The organism is Comamonas testosteroni TK102, assembly GCF_000739375.1.
Classification (GTDB): Bacteria; Pseudomonadota; Gammaproteobacteria; order Burkholderiales; family Burkholderiaceae_C; genus Comamonas; species Comamonas brasiliensis.
This window is the reverse complement of record NZ_CP006704.1, coordinates 1,634,811-1,650,383: the sequence shown is the minus strand read 5'-3', so window position 1 is coordinate 1,650,383 and position 15,573 is coordinate 1,634,811. Positions and strand designations below refer to the sequence as shown.

Sequence of the window (15,573 nt, the reverse complement as noted above, 5' to 3'; positions counted from 1 at the left end):
AAAAATGAACAATCCCCACGCATCCCTGCTGCAGACAGGACGTATCGGCTCCATGGAGCTGAAGAACCGCGTCGCCATGGCCCCCATGGGAGAGAACTTCGGCGGCGACGACGGCTGCTGCGGCGAACGCACCCAGGCCTATTACGAAGCCAGGGCTCAGGGCGGAACCGGTCTCATCATCATGGGAACGACGGCCATTTCCTGGCCTTCGGGCACCAGCGAGCCGCACCAGCTGGGCATCTCCAACGACAGCTTCATCCCCGGCCTGGCTGAAGTCACGCGCCGCGTCCATGCCCATGGCGGCAAGATCGCGGTGCAGATCAATCACAGCGGCAAGGTCGCCGCCCACGACCGCGCCTGCGGCCGCGAAATGTGGGTGTCCTCCATGCCGCCCGACGGCCCGGTTCACGACGGCATGCGCACCATCACGCCCAAGGAGTTCTCGACCTTTGTCGGCGTCGGCCCCTACCCGGAGCGCTACCGCATCATGGACAAGGCCGATATCGCGCAGATGGTGGAGTGGTTTGCCGCCGCGGCCCTGCGCGCCAAGCAGGCCAACTTCGACGCGGTGGAAGTGCATTGCGCGCACAACTACATGATCGCCAATTTTCTCTCGCCCTTCTTCAACAGCCGCACCGACGAGTACGGCGGTAGCTACGAGAACCGCAGCCGCCTGCTGCGCGAGGTGCTGACCGAGGTGCGCAGGCGCGTGGGCCCCGACTATCCGGTCTGGGTACGTCTGGACGCGCAAGAGATGCACACGCCCGGCGGCATCACCATGGACGAGGCACTCAAGACCGCCAGGCTCTGCGAGGAACTGGGCATGGACGCCATCAGCGTCTCGGCCTATGCCCGCATGCCCACCGGCTCGGCGTTCACCGACGCCCCGATTCCGCAGAAGCAGAACGCCTACCGCGAATTTGCGCGGCAGTTCAAGCAGTCCGTGAGCCTTCCCATCATCTCGGCTGGACGCTGGGAGCTTGACGATGCCGCCGATGCCGTGACCAGGGGGGAGATCGACTTCGTGGCCATGGGCCGCAAGCTGCTGGCCGAGCCCGACATGGTCAACAAGCTGCAGGCCAATGCGGCCGGCGACGTGCGCCCCTGCATCTACTGCTATGCCTGCGTGAGCGAAATCTTCGTCAACCGCGGCATCAAGTGCGCCGTCAATGCGTTGACCGGTCATGAAGCCGTCAAGACCATTGCCTTTGCGGCCAAACCCAGGCATGTGCTGATCGTCGGCGGCGGCCCCTCGGGCATGGAAGCGGCGCGCGTTGCCGCCCTGCGCGGCCACCGCGTGACGCTGGTCGAGCGCAGCGACCGCCTCGGCGGCACGCTGTTCTTTGCCGCCCTGGCCTATCCCGAGAACGGCCGCCTGCTCGACTATCTGGTGCGGCAGATGGACCACCCGAACATCCAGCTGCGCCTGAACACCACGGTCGATGACGGACTGCTGGCCGAGTTGCAGCCCGACGAGATTCTGGTGGGCACCGGCGCCAGGCGTGCCGCCCCCGCCATCGAGGGCGCCCAGCAAAGCCATGTCTGGAGCGGCGACGAGCTGCGCCGCCTGATGACGGGCGACCGGGCCGACGAAATTGCCAAGGCCAAGCTGAATCTGGCCGAGCGCGCACTATTCAAGGCCGGCGGCATGCTCAAGGTGACGGACAGCACGGCAGCGATCCAGAATCTGTCCAAGCTATGGATGCCCCTGGGCAAGCGCGTGGTCATCATCGGCGCAGGTCTGGTCGGTCTGGAGCTGGCCGAATTCCTGCTCGATCGCGGCCGCGAAGTCACCGTGCTGGACCCCGGTACCCACCCCGGCACCGAACTGGCCATCGTGCGCCGCTGGCGCGTGTACGACACCGTGAAGAACCACGGCAAGCTGCTGATGCAGTCCAGCGTCACGCGCATCGAGCGCAAGGAAGTCGTCTGGACGGACAAGAAAGGCGAGGAATACCGTACGCCCGCCGACTCCGTGGTGCTGGCCATAGGCGCCGAGGCCGATTCCAGCGTCGCCGAGCAGCTGCAAGCCCTTACCCGGATTCCCGTGCGCCGCATCGGGGACTGCCGGGACCTGGGCTATATCGAGGGGGCCATGCATTCCGGCCATCAGGCCGGGCGCGAAGTCTGAAGCCACTGACCGGAGAGCCGAGACCGCCTGCAGGCCTGGGCCCGCAGGCGGTTCTTCGCAAAAACTACGGCAGGCAGTGTCGGCCTTTTGCCGCTGGGCGCCAGTTGGTCTGCCCGGAGCAACAGGAAACAGTCACCGGACTGCGTCCAGCCGCAAGCCACCGCTTCAGGCCAGCAGCCCTATACTTTTCGGGCCCCTCCAACCTCACGACCGACGACAAGACCCAATGCACGCAAGGGAATGCTTCATCGCTTTGCTGGGAATTCTGGTGCTCACCCAGGCAGCACCGGCTTCTGCACAGAACAACAATGGAAAAAATCTCTTCACCCAGAGATGTGCCGTCTGCCACGGTGCAGATATCAAGGGCACCGGCCCCTTGGCCAGGAAAAGCAATCCTCCCACGCCGGATCTGACCAGCGCAGCTTTCAGGAAGCGGCTCCAGGAATATCCGGGCGTCATTGTTTCCTCGGTCATACTCCGACCGAACGGGGACCTGATTCCCAGAACCCTGCGGGAGAACGGGGTCAAGCTCGCCCCGCATCCCTGGACGGTGCAGGATTTTCGCGACCTGAACAAATACATGAGCGACGTGATTTCAAAAAGCCGATGACTGCGCCCGCCCCTGCCCGGGACGCCCTGGCCTGTATAGACCCAGCCCCGCAAACTGTATAAAGAAACAGTAGACTCTGGACTTGATACCTCCCCGACCAAGGTCCAGACATGTCAGCAGAACTCGAACAAGAAGACCTCTCCATCTTCGAAGACCGCCTTTGGCATCACAAGGGCTGGGAAGCCCGCGTCATCAAGAATGAAGACGACGATGGCTGGGCCGTGTCCATGACTCAGGACGGCCAGGCGGAGCCCGCTCTGGTCGGCCCATGGACCATGGGGCGCGACAAGAAGAACCCCAAGCCTCTTGATGTATCGGCCTTCAACACCCTGGTGAAGACCGCCAGCGAAGTCATACGCCGGCATGAGCAGCACCAGGCGGCGCTGTTGCACAAAGCCATTCAGATCGATGTTCGCGGATCGCGCGTGACCGTGGCGCTCGATATCGAGCCCGATGAGGACAACCCCACGGCGACTCTCACGGCCACCGCGGCCGACGGCAGCGAGCTGGCCAAGGTAAGAGTCCGGCCCGACCATGGCCTCAACCGTGCCTCCGCGCAGCGCTGGGCAGACGCAGGCTACCCGCGTTACAGCGAGGACTGAGCCAGGACGGGCAATGGCCCGGCGCCGCTCTCCGCAGAACTGAGGAGCCTGTTCACCGAGAGGGCCGTCAACACCAGCCAGCACCCGTGACGGCCAGAGGCCGAATACCGGACAGCGAGCCGGCCTGAAGCTCACGCACCGGGCCGAGAGCGCAGTGCGGCCTCGAACCGGTCCAGTTCCTGCTGCAGCGTGCCGCGATGCCTGAAACGCTGGCCGGCACGCTCGTACCAGTTCTCTGCGTCCTCGAGATCGCCCTCCTGCAGATGCAGCAGCCCATGCAACCAGGCTGCAAGCAGGCCTTCATGCTGCTGCACGGCATCGTGCGCGGCATTCCATTGCCCGGCCCGCATCTGCAGCACGATGGCTTCCAACTGTGCGTTGACATCGCTCATGACAGGACTGCGCTTGTGCTCAGGCCAGCAGCGCCTGCTGCACCAGGTGGCTGTCCACATACTGTTCCATGCTCGTGATCCTGCCCTCGTTGAGCCGGTACAGATGGGCGAAGCTAGCCGTCATTGCCTTGCCCGTCTTGCGATAGGTGCCCGAGTAGACGCCGAAGGCGGCCACGCGGTCGCCATCGGCCAGGTAGGTGTGGACCTTGGCGCTGTAGCCGTCCCACTCCGTCGCCAGCCGCTGGAACACGCCCGCGACGATTTGCTGCGGGCCGACGTAGGTTCCGGCATAGGGAAAGCCGGCGGCCTCTGTCCACCGCGCGTCGGGCGCCAGTGCGGCCAGCAGATTCCTGCCGTTCTCCTCGGGCAGACCTTCGTAGGTCGAGCGGATGATGTCCAGATTGGTGGTCATGGTGTGCTTCCCGGGCTTCAGCCCCATTTCATCTCGGCCTTGGCCACCTTGGCGCCGATCTGCAGCGCAGCGGCCAGGCCGGCGTCAGGATAGCGCTTGTTCATGGCGGCGATCAAGGCATCGCCATTGGCGGCCTTGGCCAGTTCCTGCTCGAAGGCCAGCAGGTATTCGCGGGTGTAGTTCACGGCCGAAACGTCCAGCGCGCCAGGGGCGCCCAGGTGGCCCGGCACGACCACGGCCGGCTTGCGTGCGGCGATGGCCTCCAGATTCCTGACCCAGGCGGCGCGAGAGGCTGGCGTCGGGGTATCGGCCGTCCACACATGCAGGCCCGAGAACACCAGCACACCGCCGAAGACCGCATTCAGCGAGGGAACCCACAGGTAGCGGCGGTTCTCCAGTCCCTGCGCCTTGACGATTTCGATGCGGTGGCCTTCCAGCATCAGCGCGGGACCGTCATAGGCTTCGGGAAAGACGATGTCGGCGAGCTTCTGCGGACCGTTCTCCTTGAGCTGGGGCGCCCAGGTATCAATCTTCTTTTGCACGTTGGCGCGGATGGCGGCAATGGTGTCGGAGGCTGCGATCACCCTGGCAGCGGGAAAGGCGGCCTTGATCGGTCCCAGGCTGAAGTAATAGTCTGGGTCGCTCTGGCTGACGTAGATGGTGGTCAGCTGCTTGCCCGAGGCCTTGATGGCTTCGGCCACGGCGCGGCCATCGGGCAGGGAAAAGCCGCCGTCGATGAGGACGGCTTCCTGGTCGCCCGAAAGCAGCACGGGCGCGCGGAAAAATCCTTTGTCGTCTGCTGGGAAGTGCTGCCATTGCAGCCTGGAGTGGCCGGTCACGGCAGCGGCGCAACCCGCCAGGCCTGTGGCGATGCTGGCAGCGGCGGCGGTTTGGACAAAGTCTCGGCGATTCATCATGATGGTTCTCCGGTGAAGTTCGAAATGGCAGGGTTGAAAGGTGAAGCCTCAGGCCTTGGCAATTTGCTCGGCAAAGGCCTGCGGATTGGCGTAAGCGGCACTGGAGTTCAGCAGTTGGCGCTGGCCATGGGTTTCCAGGATGAAGCTTGGAACGCCACGCGCGCCAAGCTGGCTCTGCAGTGCCTTTGCGCCTTCGATGCGGGCTCGATTGACAGCCAGCAGTTCGCCATCAGACCGCAGCAGGCATGCAGCCGCCTGCTCAAGTCCCCGGGCCTGCAGCACGGCCGTCAGCGGCTCCGGCCGGGTGATGTCCTCGCCGTTGACATATCGCGCGTGCTGGATGGCTTCAAGAGCCTCAAGCTCGCGCTCGGGGGCGGTCAGGCTGACGGCGCTCAGCGCCAGGGTGGCCGGGCCGCTGTCGAACCGCTGCTTGCGGTCCGACAGCACCTGGCTGCGGTAGCGCTCGCTAAAGCGCTGGCCCGTCAGGCGCTCAATGCGCTGGTCGTTGCTCCAGGCATAGGCCGCAAAGTCATCGTCCATGGGGCGTGCACCCGCGCCGGAGAAGAGACCGCTGGGCAGCAGGCGCAGTTCGACCTCGGGGGCCTCGCCCAGAGCCGCCACTGCTGCGGCGGCACCGTAGCACCAGCCGCACAGAGGATCGAATACGTAATGCAGGGTCTTGGTCAAAACAGGGCTCCATGGCTTGAATACCGTGATCGTAGAAACAAAGCATTGACAGAAAAATCCCGATCGAATAGATAAACCGTATGTCAATGGCAAACAATCCAGAAGAATCCATAGCCGGCAGGCTTGCCAATCTCAAGCGCCTAGCCTACTTCGCGGCCGTGGTGGAGACCGGCAGCTTCACGGCCGCCGCAGACCGGCTGGGCATCACCAAGGCCGTGGTCAGCCAGCAGGTCGCCAGACTCGAGCATGAGTTCCGCACCACGCTGCTGACCCGCACCACCCGCAAGGTCGTTCCCACCGACGCAGGCCGGCTCTTTTATCAGCGCTGCGCATCCATCCTCAAGGAGGCAGGCGATGCCTTCGACGAACTCGGGGAAGTGGCGGCCGAGCCTTCGGGCATCCTGCGCCTGACTGCTCCGCTGGACTATGGCATCACGGCGGTGGTGCCTGCCATCACCGAGTTCACCCGGCGCTACCCCCAATGCAAGGTGGATGCTGTGTTCAGCGACCAGTCGCTCGACCTGATGTCGGGGCAAGTGGAGCTGGCAATCCGAGTGGGCTGGCTTTCCGACCTCAACGTGCAGGCCCGTCAGATCGGGAGCTTCCGGCAACTGCTGGTTGCCGCGCCCTCAATGCGCCGGCAAGTGGGGCAGCTCAAGCAGCCGCAGCATATCGGCGAGCTGCCTTTCGTGGCGAACACTGCCTTGCGCGAGCCCTGCAGCTGGCGCTTCTCGCGCGGCGAGCTGGAGCAGCAGAGCGTGACCGTGCATCCGGTGATCTCGCTGGATGCAACGCTGGGCGTGCGCGAGGCCGTGCGCCAGGGCGCGGGCCTGTCGGTACTTCCCGACTTCGCAGTGGCCGATGATTTGAAGAGCGGTACGCTGATGCAGGTGCTGCCCAGATGGTCGCTGCCCTCCGGAGGCATTCATGCCGTATTCCCGACGGCACGCTTTCGGCCTGCAAAGGTGAAAGCCTTTGTGGACCTGATGCAGGAGCTCATCCGGCCCAAGACATGACCGAGGCCGGCCATCAGGCGCCAAACAAGGGGCTCTGACGACGACATGCTGAAGCCATACCAGACCGCCATCGCACAACCGCTGCGTCATCCGGGGGGCTGCAGCTTGCAGACCTTGCAGACCTTGGAATTGCGCTTGAACGGGAACGCAAAGGCTCGATTCATGCCGCGGCTCGGCTCAAGAGACTTTGTCGAGATGTGCATGAAAAAAGGGAGCCCAGGCTCCCTTTTTCTGCACGCAGCGGTCGGTCCCGCCTGCGCGATGCCTTCAGACTCAGAAGTTGGGCGCTTCCACGCCTCCGTCCACTCCCAGCACCTTGCCGGTCACCCAGTTGGATGCGGGACTGGCCAGAAACAGCGCGGCGTTGGCAATGTCTTCGGGCTGGCCCATGCGTGCCATGGGCGTGGTCTTTTCCATGCGCTCCTTGCGCTCGGGCGTGAGAAACGGTGCCAGCGCATCGGTCATGATGGTGCCGGGCTCGATGGCGTTGATACGCACCCTCGGGCCAAAGTCCTGCGCCAGGCAGCGCGTGAGCTGGTTGAGCGCGGCCTTGGAAGCCGCATAAGCGCTGAAGTACTTTTGCGAGTAGCGCGCCGCCGTGGACGAGATATTGACCACCGCGCCGCCGCCTGCGGCGTCCATGGCGGCGGCCACCTTCTGGATCAGCGTATAGGCAGGCACCACATTGAAGGCCAGCATGTCGCCCACGGCCTTGCCCGTGACCTTGCGTGGGTCGTTGGGGCCGCCGCCGCCCACATTGTTGATGAGCACATTGATCTTGCCCAGCTCGGCCACGGTGCGATCGATCAGGGCCTGCAGGTCCTCGTCCCGGTTCACATCGCCAGGCACGATGATGGCGCGGCGCCCCAACACTTCGATCTCGGCCTTGACGGCCTGCAGATCCGCCTCGGTTCGCGCAAACAGCGCCACATCGGCGCCCGCCCTGGCCAGCGTGATCGCACAAGCACGGCCAATTCCCTTGCCCGCACCGGTCACTACAGCAACCTGACCCTCCAGCGAAAACTGGCGAAAAATCTCGTTCATGTCTCTTCCTCTGATTGCGTTCCAAGCCAGCCATGCTCTGCATGAAACGCTTTTGAAACATCAGCCAAACGGACCATGAGACAACTCCCATGGTCGGCCCGTGCAGCTTGTGTCAACACGCAAGAAATGAGCCCCTGAAATGGATAGCGCTGCACCGGGGAAGAGCCGCGAATCAGGCAGATTCAGAATCAGAGACAGCGAGCAAGGACCCAGGATGCTCCGCTGTCCCTCAGCGAAGCTGTCGTTCCCCTCCGCGAAGCACAGAGGGGCAAGCCGCGCTTCGGCTCAGGGGGTGACAGCGGCCTGCAGCATCTGTGCGAACTGCTCGTTATATGGCGGCAGCATGCCCCACTCTCGACGCGGGTCGTGGCTGCCAGCCTTGTAGACGGAGCGCGCATGACTGAACTCGAGAAAGCCCTCCCGGCCATGGTAGTGACCCATGCCCGAAGCCCCCACGCCGCCGAACGGGGCGTCTTCCAGCGCCGGATGCATGACCACATCGTTGATGGAGACACCGCCGGACAGCGTGTTGTCCAGCACCCAGCCCTGCTCCGTCTCGTCGTTGCCGAAGTAGTACAGCGCCAGCGGGCGCTCGCCGGCATTGATCGCCGCCACCGCATCGCGGATATTGTGGAAACTGCGCAGTACCAGGGCCGGGCCGAAGATTTCATGCAGGGAGATCTCGGCGTCGGCAGGCGGGTTGATGACCAGCGCCAGCGGCAGGCGACGGTCCGATCCGGCTTGCGCGGCACCGACTTCCAGCACGCTCAGGCCACGCGCCTTGGCATCGTCCACATAGGCTTTCACACGGGCATGGTGTCGCTCGTTGATCACAGGCGTCATATCCGCATTGCCGCTCACCGAGGGATACAGCGACTGGTATTGCGCCGCAATCCCTTCGGCCAGCGCCTGCAGCCGCGACTCATGGACCCAGACCTCGTCGGGTGACACGCACAGCTGGCCGGAGTTCAGCGACTTGCCCACGGCAATGCGTTCGGCCGCATGGGCGATATCGGCCGTGTCGCCGACCAGCACCGGAGACTTGCCGCCCAGCTCCAGCGTCACGGGCACCAGATTCCTCGCGGCGGCAGCCATGATGAGCTTGCCCACGCTGGTGGAGCCCGTGAAGACCAGGTGGTTCCAGGGCTGCTCGGCAAATGCTGCCGCCACCTCGGGGCCGCCCTGCACCACGGCCAGTACCTGGGGATCAAAGCGTTTGGCCACGGCCTCGGCCAGCACCTGGGCCGTGCGCGGTGCGATTTCGGAAGGTTTGAGCACGGCCCGGTTGCCCGCCGCGAATGCGCAGGCCAGCGGCGACAGCAAGGTGAACAGCGGCGCATTCCAGGTGCCGATGATGCCGATCACGCCCTTGGGCTGGTACTTGACCCAGGCCGTGGCACCAAACATGTCGAAGGGTTTGACGCTGGGACGCACCGAGTCGCCCAGCCAGTCCTTGAGATGGTCGCGCGCATGCTTGAGCGAGGCCAGCGAGCCCAGGATGTCGTTGGCCAGCGAAAATACGGCAGGGCGGCCGCCGAAGTCTTCACCCATGGCCTGGCACAGGGCATTCCTGTGCTCCACCAGCATGTCGATGAGCTGCTGCAGGCGCTGCATGCGCACTTCGGCGCTGACTGCACCTTCTTCGATGAAAGCCTGCTTTTGCATGTCCAGCAGCTGGCGGATGCCGATGGACGAATTCGTCTGGGTCATTTTGTCTCCTGAATATTTCTCTTGAAAGCCATGAACGGGAAGGCACATGCTCGGACCTGAAGATTTCCCGGTCGTCGTCCAAAAAGACGATGGCATAACCCTGAGCCCCTCGCACGATGCTGCGCATGCACACCCCTCAAAACCCGCCTCCCGCCGTCAGCTGGCGCACTCATCTCAGCCTCGCCTTGCTGGCGCTGGTCTATATTTTCTCCTTCATTGACCGGCAGGTTCTGTCTATTTTGCTGGAACCCGTCAAGCAGGAATTCGGTGCCTCCGACACCGAGATGGGTCTGCTCACGGGGCTGGCCTTCGGTCTGATCTATGCGATGCTGGGTGTGCCCGTGGGGCGTCTGGCCGACACCCGCAACCGCCGCAACATCGTGGCCCTGTGCTGCGGCATCTGGAGCCTGGCCACCGCAGCCTGCGGCGTCGCCACCCAGTACTGGCAGATGTTGCTGGCGCGCATGAGCGTGGCCGTGGGCGAGGCAGGCGGCATGGCGCCGTCGGTGTCCATAGTCTCCGATCTCTACCCACCCAAGATGCGCTCGTTTGCCATCAGCCTGTTCATGATGGGCCCCAACCTGGGCACGCTGCTGGGCCTGGTCATCGGCGGCATGGTGGCCCAGCACTACGGCTGGCGCTCCGTGTTTCTGGCCTTCGGCATTCCGGGCGTGATTCTGGCCCTGCTGGTGTATTTCTTTGTCAGGGAACCCGCACGCGGCGCCTATGAAACCGCCCGAGTCGCCGCGCAAGGCAGCGCCCCGCGTGAATCCATGTTCCGCCAGCTCAGGCGTCTGCTGGGCATGGCGCCGCTGCGCAATATCTGCATCGCCTGCGGCGTGGCCGGTATTGCGGGCTATGGCTACGGCGTCTGGGCACCGAGCTTTTTCATGCGCATTCACGGCATGAGCATCTCTCACGCCGGCCTGGTGTTCGGCCTGGCCAGCGGCCTGGGGGCAGTGTTCGGCGCCATGTTCTGTGGCTGGCTCAGCGACAGGCTGACCCAGCGCGACGCGCGCTGGCAGCTGCGTCTGGCCGCCATGGGCACGCTCTGCGCCGTGCCGGCCGGCGTGGCCGTCTTCTTCTGGCCCGTTTCCGACTTCTGGACGGTTGCCGGCATCAAGGTCCCCTACGCCATGGCCTTTGCGCTGTTGTTCGGTTTCTTCGCGAGCTGGTTCGCCACGCTCTCATACAGCGCCGTGAGCCAGATGGTGACGGCCGCCGAGCGCAGCGTGGCCTCGGCCCTGCTCAACCTGTTCATGACCTTGCTGGGTGTGGGCCTGGGCCCGCTGGTCACCGGCATCCTGTCGGACTACTTTGCCCAAACCCATGGCTCCGAAGGCCTGCGCTGGGCGCTGATGGGCGTGACCTCGCTGCTGCTCATCACCTCGATCTTCTTCGCACTGGCCATTCGCCCCTACCGTCAGCGCCTGCAGCAGCTGCAGACGGCTGCCGCCTGACCCCCCCCAAAAAAACCGGAGACTCTCATGAGCCAGCCCGTCGTTCTCATCACCGGTGCCAGCCGTGGCATCGGCGCGGCAACCGCCATCTTCTTTGCCCTGCGGGGCTGGCGCGTGGCCATCACCGCGCGCACGCTGACCGAAGGCGCGCAGCTGGACAACCAGCTGCGTCTGCCCAACGGCCAGTTGCTGTCCGGCAGTCTGGAGTCCACCGCCCGAGCCATCGAGGCCGCAGGCGGCGAGGTATTTGCCCATGTCATGGACCTGATGGAGCTGACCAGCCTGGACAAGGCGGCCGATGCCGTGCTGCAGCGCTTTGGCCGTGTCGATCTGCTGATCAACAACGCCGTCTACCAGAACCGCGAGATCAACCACCTGATCCCCGAGATCACGGCCGGGTCGCTGCAGCGCTGCCTGCTGGGCAATGTCATCGCCCCGTTCCATCTGGCCCAGCGCCTGCTTCCCTCCATGGCGGCACAAGGCGGCGGCCGCATCATCAATGTGTGCTCGGCCGCAGGTCAATACAACCCGCCCGTGCCGGCCGACCAGGGCGGCTGGGGATTTGCCTACGGGGCTTCCAAGGCCGCTGTTGCGCGCCTGGCCGGCTGCATCAACACCGAGTACAGGCAGCAGAATGTACGCGCCTTCAGCGTCAACCCCGGTGTGGTGACGACGGAGGCCGTCAAGGCCACGCTGGGCGACGACGGCGTGCTGGCCCAGCGCTATGGCGCGGCCACGCCCGAACAGATCGCAGCCGCCCTGTTCTGGCTGGGCTCCGAGCCCGAGGCCCTGTCGCTGGCCAAGTCCCACACCATGCTGGACCTGCAGCCTCTGTACCAGGAGCGTGTGGCAGCGGCCGCGACCACCTCCTGAGCACGCACTCACACTCGGACTGGTGCAAACCCTGGGCAGTTTGCGCCAGCTCAAAAGCGCTCCGGCACTCGTCCAAACAGAGTATGCGCGGCGGCGCCGCCTGCCAGAAGATGCATCCGTCCAAAACTAAATACGGAGACCTCTGCAATGGCAACCACGAAGGACTACCGCCTCGGTGAATTTACCTACCCGCGTGGCTGGTTCATGATTTCCGAGGCCAGTGCGCTCGACACCCACAAGCCCGTGGCCGTGCGCTTCTTCGGCCAGGATTTCGCGCTGTACCGCGGCCGCGAAAGCGGCAAGGTCGTGCTGCTGGACGCTTACTGTCCCCATATGAAGACCCATCTGGCGGCGCCCAACGCCACCAGCTATGTGGTCATCGACGGCGGCGGCAGCAATGTGGAAGGCGACGGCATCCGCTGCCCCTACCACGGCTGGCGCTTCGGCGCGGACGGCAAGTGCAACCACATCCCCTACCACGACGGCGCCATTCCGGCTGCGGCCGCGGTCAAGAGCTGGAAGGTGGTCGAGCAGTACGGCGCCATCTGGGTCTGGTTCGATCCCGAAGGCGGCGAGCCCGACTACGATCTGCCCACTTTTGGCGACTGGCATGACGAGACCTATGTCAACGGTCAATGGGACTACCTGGGCGAGTTGAACCAGCATCCCATGGAGGTCGTGGACAACATTGCCGACTATGGTCATCTGAGCCCCATCCACGGCTCCACCGTGGCGCGCTTCGAGAACGAGTTCAAGGGCCACAATGCCATCCAGCGCCAGTGCGGCGGTCACCGCACCCTGGTGGGCGAAGGCGGTGCCAGCGCCGATCTGCACACCGACACCTGGTACCACGGCCCCGCCATCCTGGTCTCCAAGGTCAGCGGCATGTTCAACTCCTTCATGATGATCATGCATACCCCCATCGAGGACGGCAGGATCAAGGTCTGGCACAACCTGCTGGTGAAGACCGCGCATGGCGGCCTGCCCACCAAGGCGGACGAAATTGCCGCCAAACAGTACCAGGAGGCCAGCCGCCTGGCCTTTGCCCAGGACTTCGAAGTCTGGTCGCAGAAGGCGCCCTGCCTGAACCCGCTGTTCATCCCCAGCAACGGCGCCTTCCTCAAGGCCCGCATCTGGTACAAGCAGTTCTACAACCCGCGCACCAAGACTGCCGAATATCTTGACCAGTGCGAAGGCAGATACATTCCGCGCGGCATGGTGGCCTATACCCAGGAAGCCGAGGAAGTGACAGCCTGATATCCATTGACTCCAAGGCCAAAGGCCCATGCGCTTGCATGGGCCTTTTTTGCAGGGTTGAAGACCTCTCCCTGAAAACCATAGCTGCCAGCGCTTTATCTTCATGGAAATTCAATACAAAACATATTGAATTCCTTATTCATAAAGCGTAAGAAGCTACTATTTTTCAAGTCCTCAAGATCTGGCGTGCGTCACCTCTGTCAGCATGAAGACATGTTCGCCCCAGCCAAACTCGCCGTCCTGCGCACGGGCCGATACATCGAGTGACACCGCTGCCGCCTGCGCCTGCTCCACCGAGTCAAACCACCACTCAACCACATGGCGGTAGCCGTAGCCGGAAGGTGGTTGCTCATCGATGGTGTTGCAGACAATGCGGCTGGCCAGCCCCAGAGCAACGCTTTGCCACTGCAGTGGACAAATCTCAGGCAAGGCCGCAGCGCCGCGCCAGACGTCGCTGCGCTGCAAAAAGCCGATCAGCATGACTTGTTTGTGCTGCGGCAAGACATCTACGCACAGGCTGCCGCGCAACACCTGCTGACGGCACAGCAGCGAGAAATTGCGCACATAGTCGGCAAACACGCGCGGCTCGTCGGGACGCATGATGGCCAGAGTTTCCGGGTCGCTCCAGATCGCAGAGCCGGCTTCGCGCTCGGCCAGCACCATGAGATTGACGCCGTCATGGTCCTTGCTCAGGGCTGCGGCATGTGCCTGTAGATGTCGTGAGCACTGGGCCACGGCCTTGACACGCTGGCCCACGTTGCGGCACAGGCGGCCCAGCGCGGAATGCTCGCGCCAGGCCTGCGCAAACTCCTCTGGGCGCAGCGCCGGATTGCGCCGCGCCAGATAGATCATCTTCCAGACGGCGCCGCCGCCCTGCTCGCTGGCCGCCTGCCTCTTCATGCGGCAACGGCCACGGGTGCGTGGGCCCTGCGGTAAGCCCCCGGGTAATGCTGGAGGGCCCGGTAGAACGCCCACACCGCCGGCACCAGCGTGCACATCATGATTGCCATGGCATAGCGCAGGCCTTCGCCGGGTGCGACGCTGTTGAGCACATCGCTGAGCCAGCCGGCCACGATGGGTCCCACGCCGTTGCCCAGCAAGGCCCCGGCCATCAGCACCATGGCGCTGGCCGTGGCGCGCCGCTCGGCGGCAACGACCAGGCTCAGGGCCGCATAGGTGGCCGGTGCCCACCAGGCCGTGAAGAAGGAATAGACCAGCATGCAGGCCATGGACAACATGAATTGATCCGAACCCACCAGCAGATAGCCGAAACCCAGCACCATGGCCACAGCGGTGCCGATCACGGGAATACGGATCTGCCAGCGCACGTCGCTGCGCGCCAGCCGGTCCGTCAACCAGCCCGAGAACAGACTGCCAGAGACCGAGAGCACAGCAGCCCCTGCGGAAATCGAGCCCGCCTGCTTGAGGCTGAGATCGAAGCGACGCGCCAGCAAGGCCACATTCCAGGCGCCGATCGAGATTCCCGCGATCAGCACGCAGGCTGCACCCAGAATCAGATAGCGGGTCACGGGCTCCTGCCAGATCAGGGCGACTGCAGAGCGGGACTGCTGCCGGCCTTCCTGTGGTGCCGCGCCCACCTGTCCGACCGTGCGAACGGGTTCGCGCACACTCAGGCGCAGCACCAGGGACAGGAGCATGATGGCCACGCCGATGACGACCATGGTCACGCGCCAGCCCCACAGCTCGGCAAACAGCGGCCCCAGCAGCAAGGCCAGCAGGGCGCCCATCGCATTGCCGACGCCGAAGACACTCATGGCACGCGAGCGCTCATGGGGCTTGTAGAGATCGGCCAGGATGGACATGGAGGCCGCGCCGCCACCGGCATCTCCCAGGGCAGCGCCGGCGCGCGATGCCGTCAGTCCGCCAGAGCCGGCGGCCAGCGCGCCCAGTGCTGCCACCGCGCCGCCGGCGCCCCGGCACCAGGCAATCAGGCTGCGCCGTTCATGGCGGTCCGCCAGCCGCCCCAGAGGTATGCCCAGCGCAGCAAAGGTCAGCGCAAAGCCGAGTCCGGTAATCAGGCCGATCTGCAGGTCCGAGAAGCCGAACTCCTGCTTGATGGGCTGCAGCAGCACGGCCAGGATCTGCCGGTCCATGAAGGTCAGCGCTGACAAGGCCGTCAGCAGCGCCAGCACATACCCTCTCGATGGGTTCTGATGATTTGGTTGGGTCATTGTTTTCTTGGTTTTTGGCATCACGCAGAAGCTCTGGCAGCTGCTCGCGCCCTGTGCGCTGCACGTCCGGCACGGCGGCAGTCTTTCGACCCGTCTCGCACCTCGCGGTGCTGCGATATGCCGCCGGCTGCAGCACCGCCCTGAGCATCGTGATGCATGAGCTGCCGCACCCACATCGTCCCAACGGACGATTCCCTAACCCTGATAGGCGTTGCGTGCGGATTGCCTCTTAATGGAAGCTGCTGCGGGCACGGCCGCGCACCAGAACCT

The 15,573-nt window shown here is 64.3% G+C and carries 15 protein-coding genes; 7 read left to right on the top strand and 8 right to left on the bottom strand.

The window, feature by feature from the left end; translation table 11 throughout:
• The first annotated feature begins 4 nt into the window (after positions 1 to 4).
• The 3 genes from O987_RS07465 (at position 5) to O987_RS07455 (ending at position 3,343) form a co-directional block, all read left to right on the top strand.
• Complete coding sequence (locus tag O987_RS07465) at positions 5 to 2,131, top strand: NAD(P)/FAD-dependent oxidoreductase (protein WP_043371361.1); 2,127 nt, start codon at positions 5 to 7, stop codon at positions 2,129 to 2,131.
• Positions 2,132 to 2,357: 226 nt separating this feature from the next.
• Positions 2,358 to 2,741 carry a cytochrome c gene (locus O987_RS07460; RefSeq protein ID WP_043371359.1) on the top strand — a complete coding sequence of 128 codons (384 nt, stop codon included), beginning with the start codon at positions 2,358 to 2,360 and terminating at the stop codon, positions 2,739 to 2,741.
• Between the two features lie 110 nt (positions 2,742 to 2,851).
• Positions 2,852 to 3,343, top strand: coding sequence for a hypothetical protein (locus O987_RS07455; RefSeq protein WP_003057362.1), 492 nt, complete (start codon positions 2,852 to 2,854; stop codon positions 3,341 to 3,343).
• Positions 3,344 to 3,474: 131 nt separating this feature from the next.
• On the opposite strand, the gene O987_RS07450 is transcribed toward O987_RS07455, so the two are convergent.
• Genes O987_RS07450 through O987_RS07435 form a run of 4 tightly spaced genes read right to left on the bottom strand, consistent with a single transcriptional unit; the run spans position 3,475 to position 5,751 of the window.
• Complete coding sequence (locus O987_RS07450) at positions 3,475 to 3,735, bottom strand: hypothetical protein (protein WP_003057363.1); 261 nt, start codon at positions 3,733 to 3,735, stop codon at positions 3,475 to 3,477.
• A 19-nt stretch (positions 3,736 to 3,754) separates the two neighbouring features.
• Complete coding sequence (locus tag O987_RS07445) at positions 3,755 to 4,147, bottom strand: nuclear transport factor 2 family protein (protein ID WP_043376201.1); 393 nt, start codon at positions 4,145 to 4,147, stop codon at positions 3,755 to 3,757.
• 17 nt (positions 4,148 to 4,164) lie between these two features.
• Positions 4,165 to 5,064 carry an MBL fold metallo-hydrolase gene (locus O987_RS07440; protein ID WP_043371357.1) on the bottom strand — a complete coding sequence of 300 codons (900 nt, stop codon included), beginning with the start codon at positions 5,062 to 5,064 and terminating at the stop codon, positions 4,165 to 4,167.
• A gap of 48 nt (positions 5,065 to 5,112) precedes the next feature.
• Positions 5,113 to 5,751 (bottom strand): DsbA family protein, encoded by a 639-nt coding sequence (locus O987_RS07435; protein WP_043371354.1) that lies wholly within the window; start codon positions 5,749 to 5,751, stop codon positions 5,113 to 5,115.
• Positions 5,752 to 5,831: 80 nt separating this feature from the next.
• Between O987_RS07435 and O987_RS07430 the strand changes: the two genes are divergently transcribed.
• The gene (locus O987_RS07430) at positions 5,832 to 6,767 is read left to right on the top strand and encodes a LysR family transcriptional regulator (protein WP_043371352.1); all 936 of its coding nucleotides are present in this window, start codon (positions 5,832 to 5,834) and stop codon (positions 6,765 to 6,767) included.
• A 273-nt stretch (positions 6,768 to 7,040) separates the two neighbouring features.
• Here O987_RS07430 and O987_RS07425 read toward each other — a convergent pair whose 3' ends face one another.
• Entirely contained in the window at positions 7,041 to 7,811 is a 771-nt protein-coding gene (locus tag O987_RS07425; protein WP_043371350.1) for an SDR family NAD(P)-dependent oxidoreductase, read from the bottom strand.
• A 285-nt stretch (positions 7,812 to 8,096) separates the two neighbouring features.
• A complete protein-coding gene (locus O987_RS07420; RefSeq protein ID WP_003057370.1) occupies positions 8,097 to 9,521 on the bottom strand; it encodes a coniferyl aldehyde dehydrogenase in 1,425 nt (474 codons plus the stop codon).
• A gap of 125 nt (positions 9,522 to 9,646) precedes the next feature.
• On the opposite strand from O987_RS07420, the gene O987_RS07415 reads away from it, so the two are divergent.
• The 3 genes from O987_RS07415 to O987_RS07405 all read left to right on the top strand — a co-directional run bounded on the left by O987_RS07415 (position 9,647) and on the right by O987_RS07405 (position 13,111).
• Positions 9,647 to 10,981, top strand: a complete 1,335-nt coding sequence (locus O987_RS07415; RefSeq protein WP_235214293.1) for a spinster family MFS transporter — start codon at positions 9,647 to 9,649, stop codon at positions 10,979 to 10,981.
• A 27-nt stretch (positions 10,982 to 11,008) separates the two neighbouring features.
• On the top strand, positions 11,009 to 11,854 hold the full coding sequence (locus O987_RS07410) for an SDR family NAD(P)-dependent oxidoreductase (RefSeq protein ID WP_043371342.1): 846 nt from the start codon (positions 11,009 to 11,011) through the stop codon (positions 11,852 to 11,854).
• Between the two features lie 147 nt (positions 11,855 to 12,001).
• Positions 12,002 to 13,111 (top strand): Rieske 2Fe-2S domain-containing protein, encoded by a 1,110-nt coding sequence (locus tag O987_RS07405; RefSeq protein ID WP_043371338.1) that lies wholly within the window; start codon positions 12,002 to 12,004, stop codon positions 13,109 to 13,111.
• 174 nt (positions 13,112 to 13,285) lie between these two features.
• Here O987_RS07405 and O987_RS07400 read toward each other — a convergent pair whose 3' ends face one another.
• Complete coding sequence (locus O987_RS07400; RefSeq protein ID WP_043371336.1) at positions 13,286 to 14,011, bottom strand: EthD domain-containing protein; 726 nt, start codon at positions 14,009 to 14,011, stop codon at positions 13,286 to 13,288.
• Positions 14,008 to 15,303 carry an MFS transporter gene (locus O987_RS07395; protein ID WP_050785786.1) on the bottom strand — a complete coding sequence of 432 codons (1,296 nt, stop codon included), beginning with the start codon at positions 15,301 to 15,303 and terminating at the stop codon, positions 14,008 to 14,010. Before O987_RS07395 ends, O987_RS07400 begins: the two co-directional genes overlap by 4 nt.
• Between the last annotated feature and the right edge of the window lie 270 nt (positions 15,304 to 15,573).

Coding starts and splice junctions, on each gene's coding strand:
- O987_RS07465 (WP_043371361.1), top strand. CDS start 5: ATGAACAATCCCCACGCATCCCTGCTGCAGACAGGACGTATCGGCTCC.
- O987_RS07460 (WP_043371359.1), top strand. CDS start 2,358: ATGCACGCAAGGGAATGCTTCATCGCTTTGCTGGGAATTCTGGTGCTC.
- O987_RS07455 (WP_003057362.1), top strand. CDS start 2,852: ATGTCAGCAGAACTCGAACAAGAAGACCTCTCCATCTTCGAAGACCGC.
- O987_RS07450 (WP_003057363.1), bottom strand. CDS start 3,735: ATGAGCGATGTCAACGCACAGTTGGAAGCCATCGTGCTGCAGATGCGG.
- O987_RS07445 (WP_043376201.1), bottom strand. CDS start 4,147: ATGACCACCAATCTGGACATCATCCGCTCGACCTACGAAGGTCTGCCC.
- O987_RS07440 (WP_043371357.1), bottom strand. CDS start 5,064: ATGATGAATCGCCGAGACTTTGTCCAAACCGCCGCCGCTGCCAGCATC.
- O987_RS07430 (WP_043371352.1), top strand. CDS start 5,832: ATGTCAATGGCAAACAATCCAGAAGAATCCATAGCCGGCAGGCTTGCC.
- O987_RS07425 (WP_043371350.1), bottom strand. CDS start 7,811: ATGAACGAGATTTTTCGCCAGTTTTCGCTGGAGGGTCAGGTTGCTGTA.
- O987_RS07420 (WP_003057370.1), bottom strand. CDS start 9,521: ATGACCCAGACGAATTCGTCCATCGGCATCCGCCAGCTGCTGGACATG.
- O987_RS07415 (WP_235214293.1), top strand. CDS start 9,647: ATGCACACCCCTCAAAACCCGCCTCCCGCCGTCAGCTGGCGCACTCAT.
- O987_RS07410 (WP_043371342.1), top strand. CDS start 11,009: ATGAGCCAGCCCGTCGTTCTCATCACCGGTGCCAGCCGTGGCATCGGC.
- O987_RS07405 (WP_043371338.1), top strand. CDS start 12,002: ATGGCAACCACGAAGGACTACCGCCTCGGTGAATTTACCTACCCGCGT.
- O987_RS07400 (WP_043371336.1), bottom strand. CDS start 14,011: ATGAAGAGGCAGGCGGCCAGCGAGCAGGGCGGCGGCGCCGTCTGGAAG.
- O987_RS07395 (WP_050785786.1), bottom strand. CDS start 15,303: ATGACCCAACCAAATCATCAGAACCCATCGAGAGGGTATGTGCTGGCG.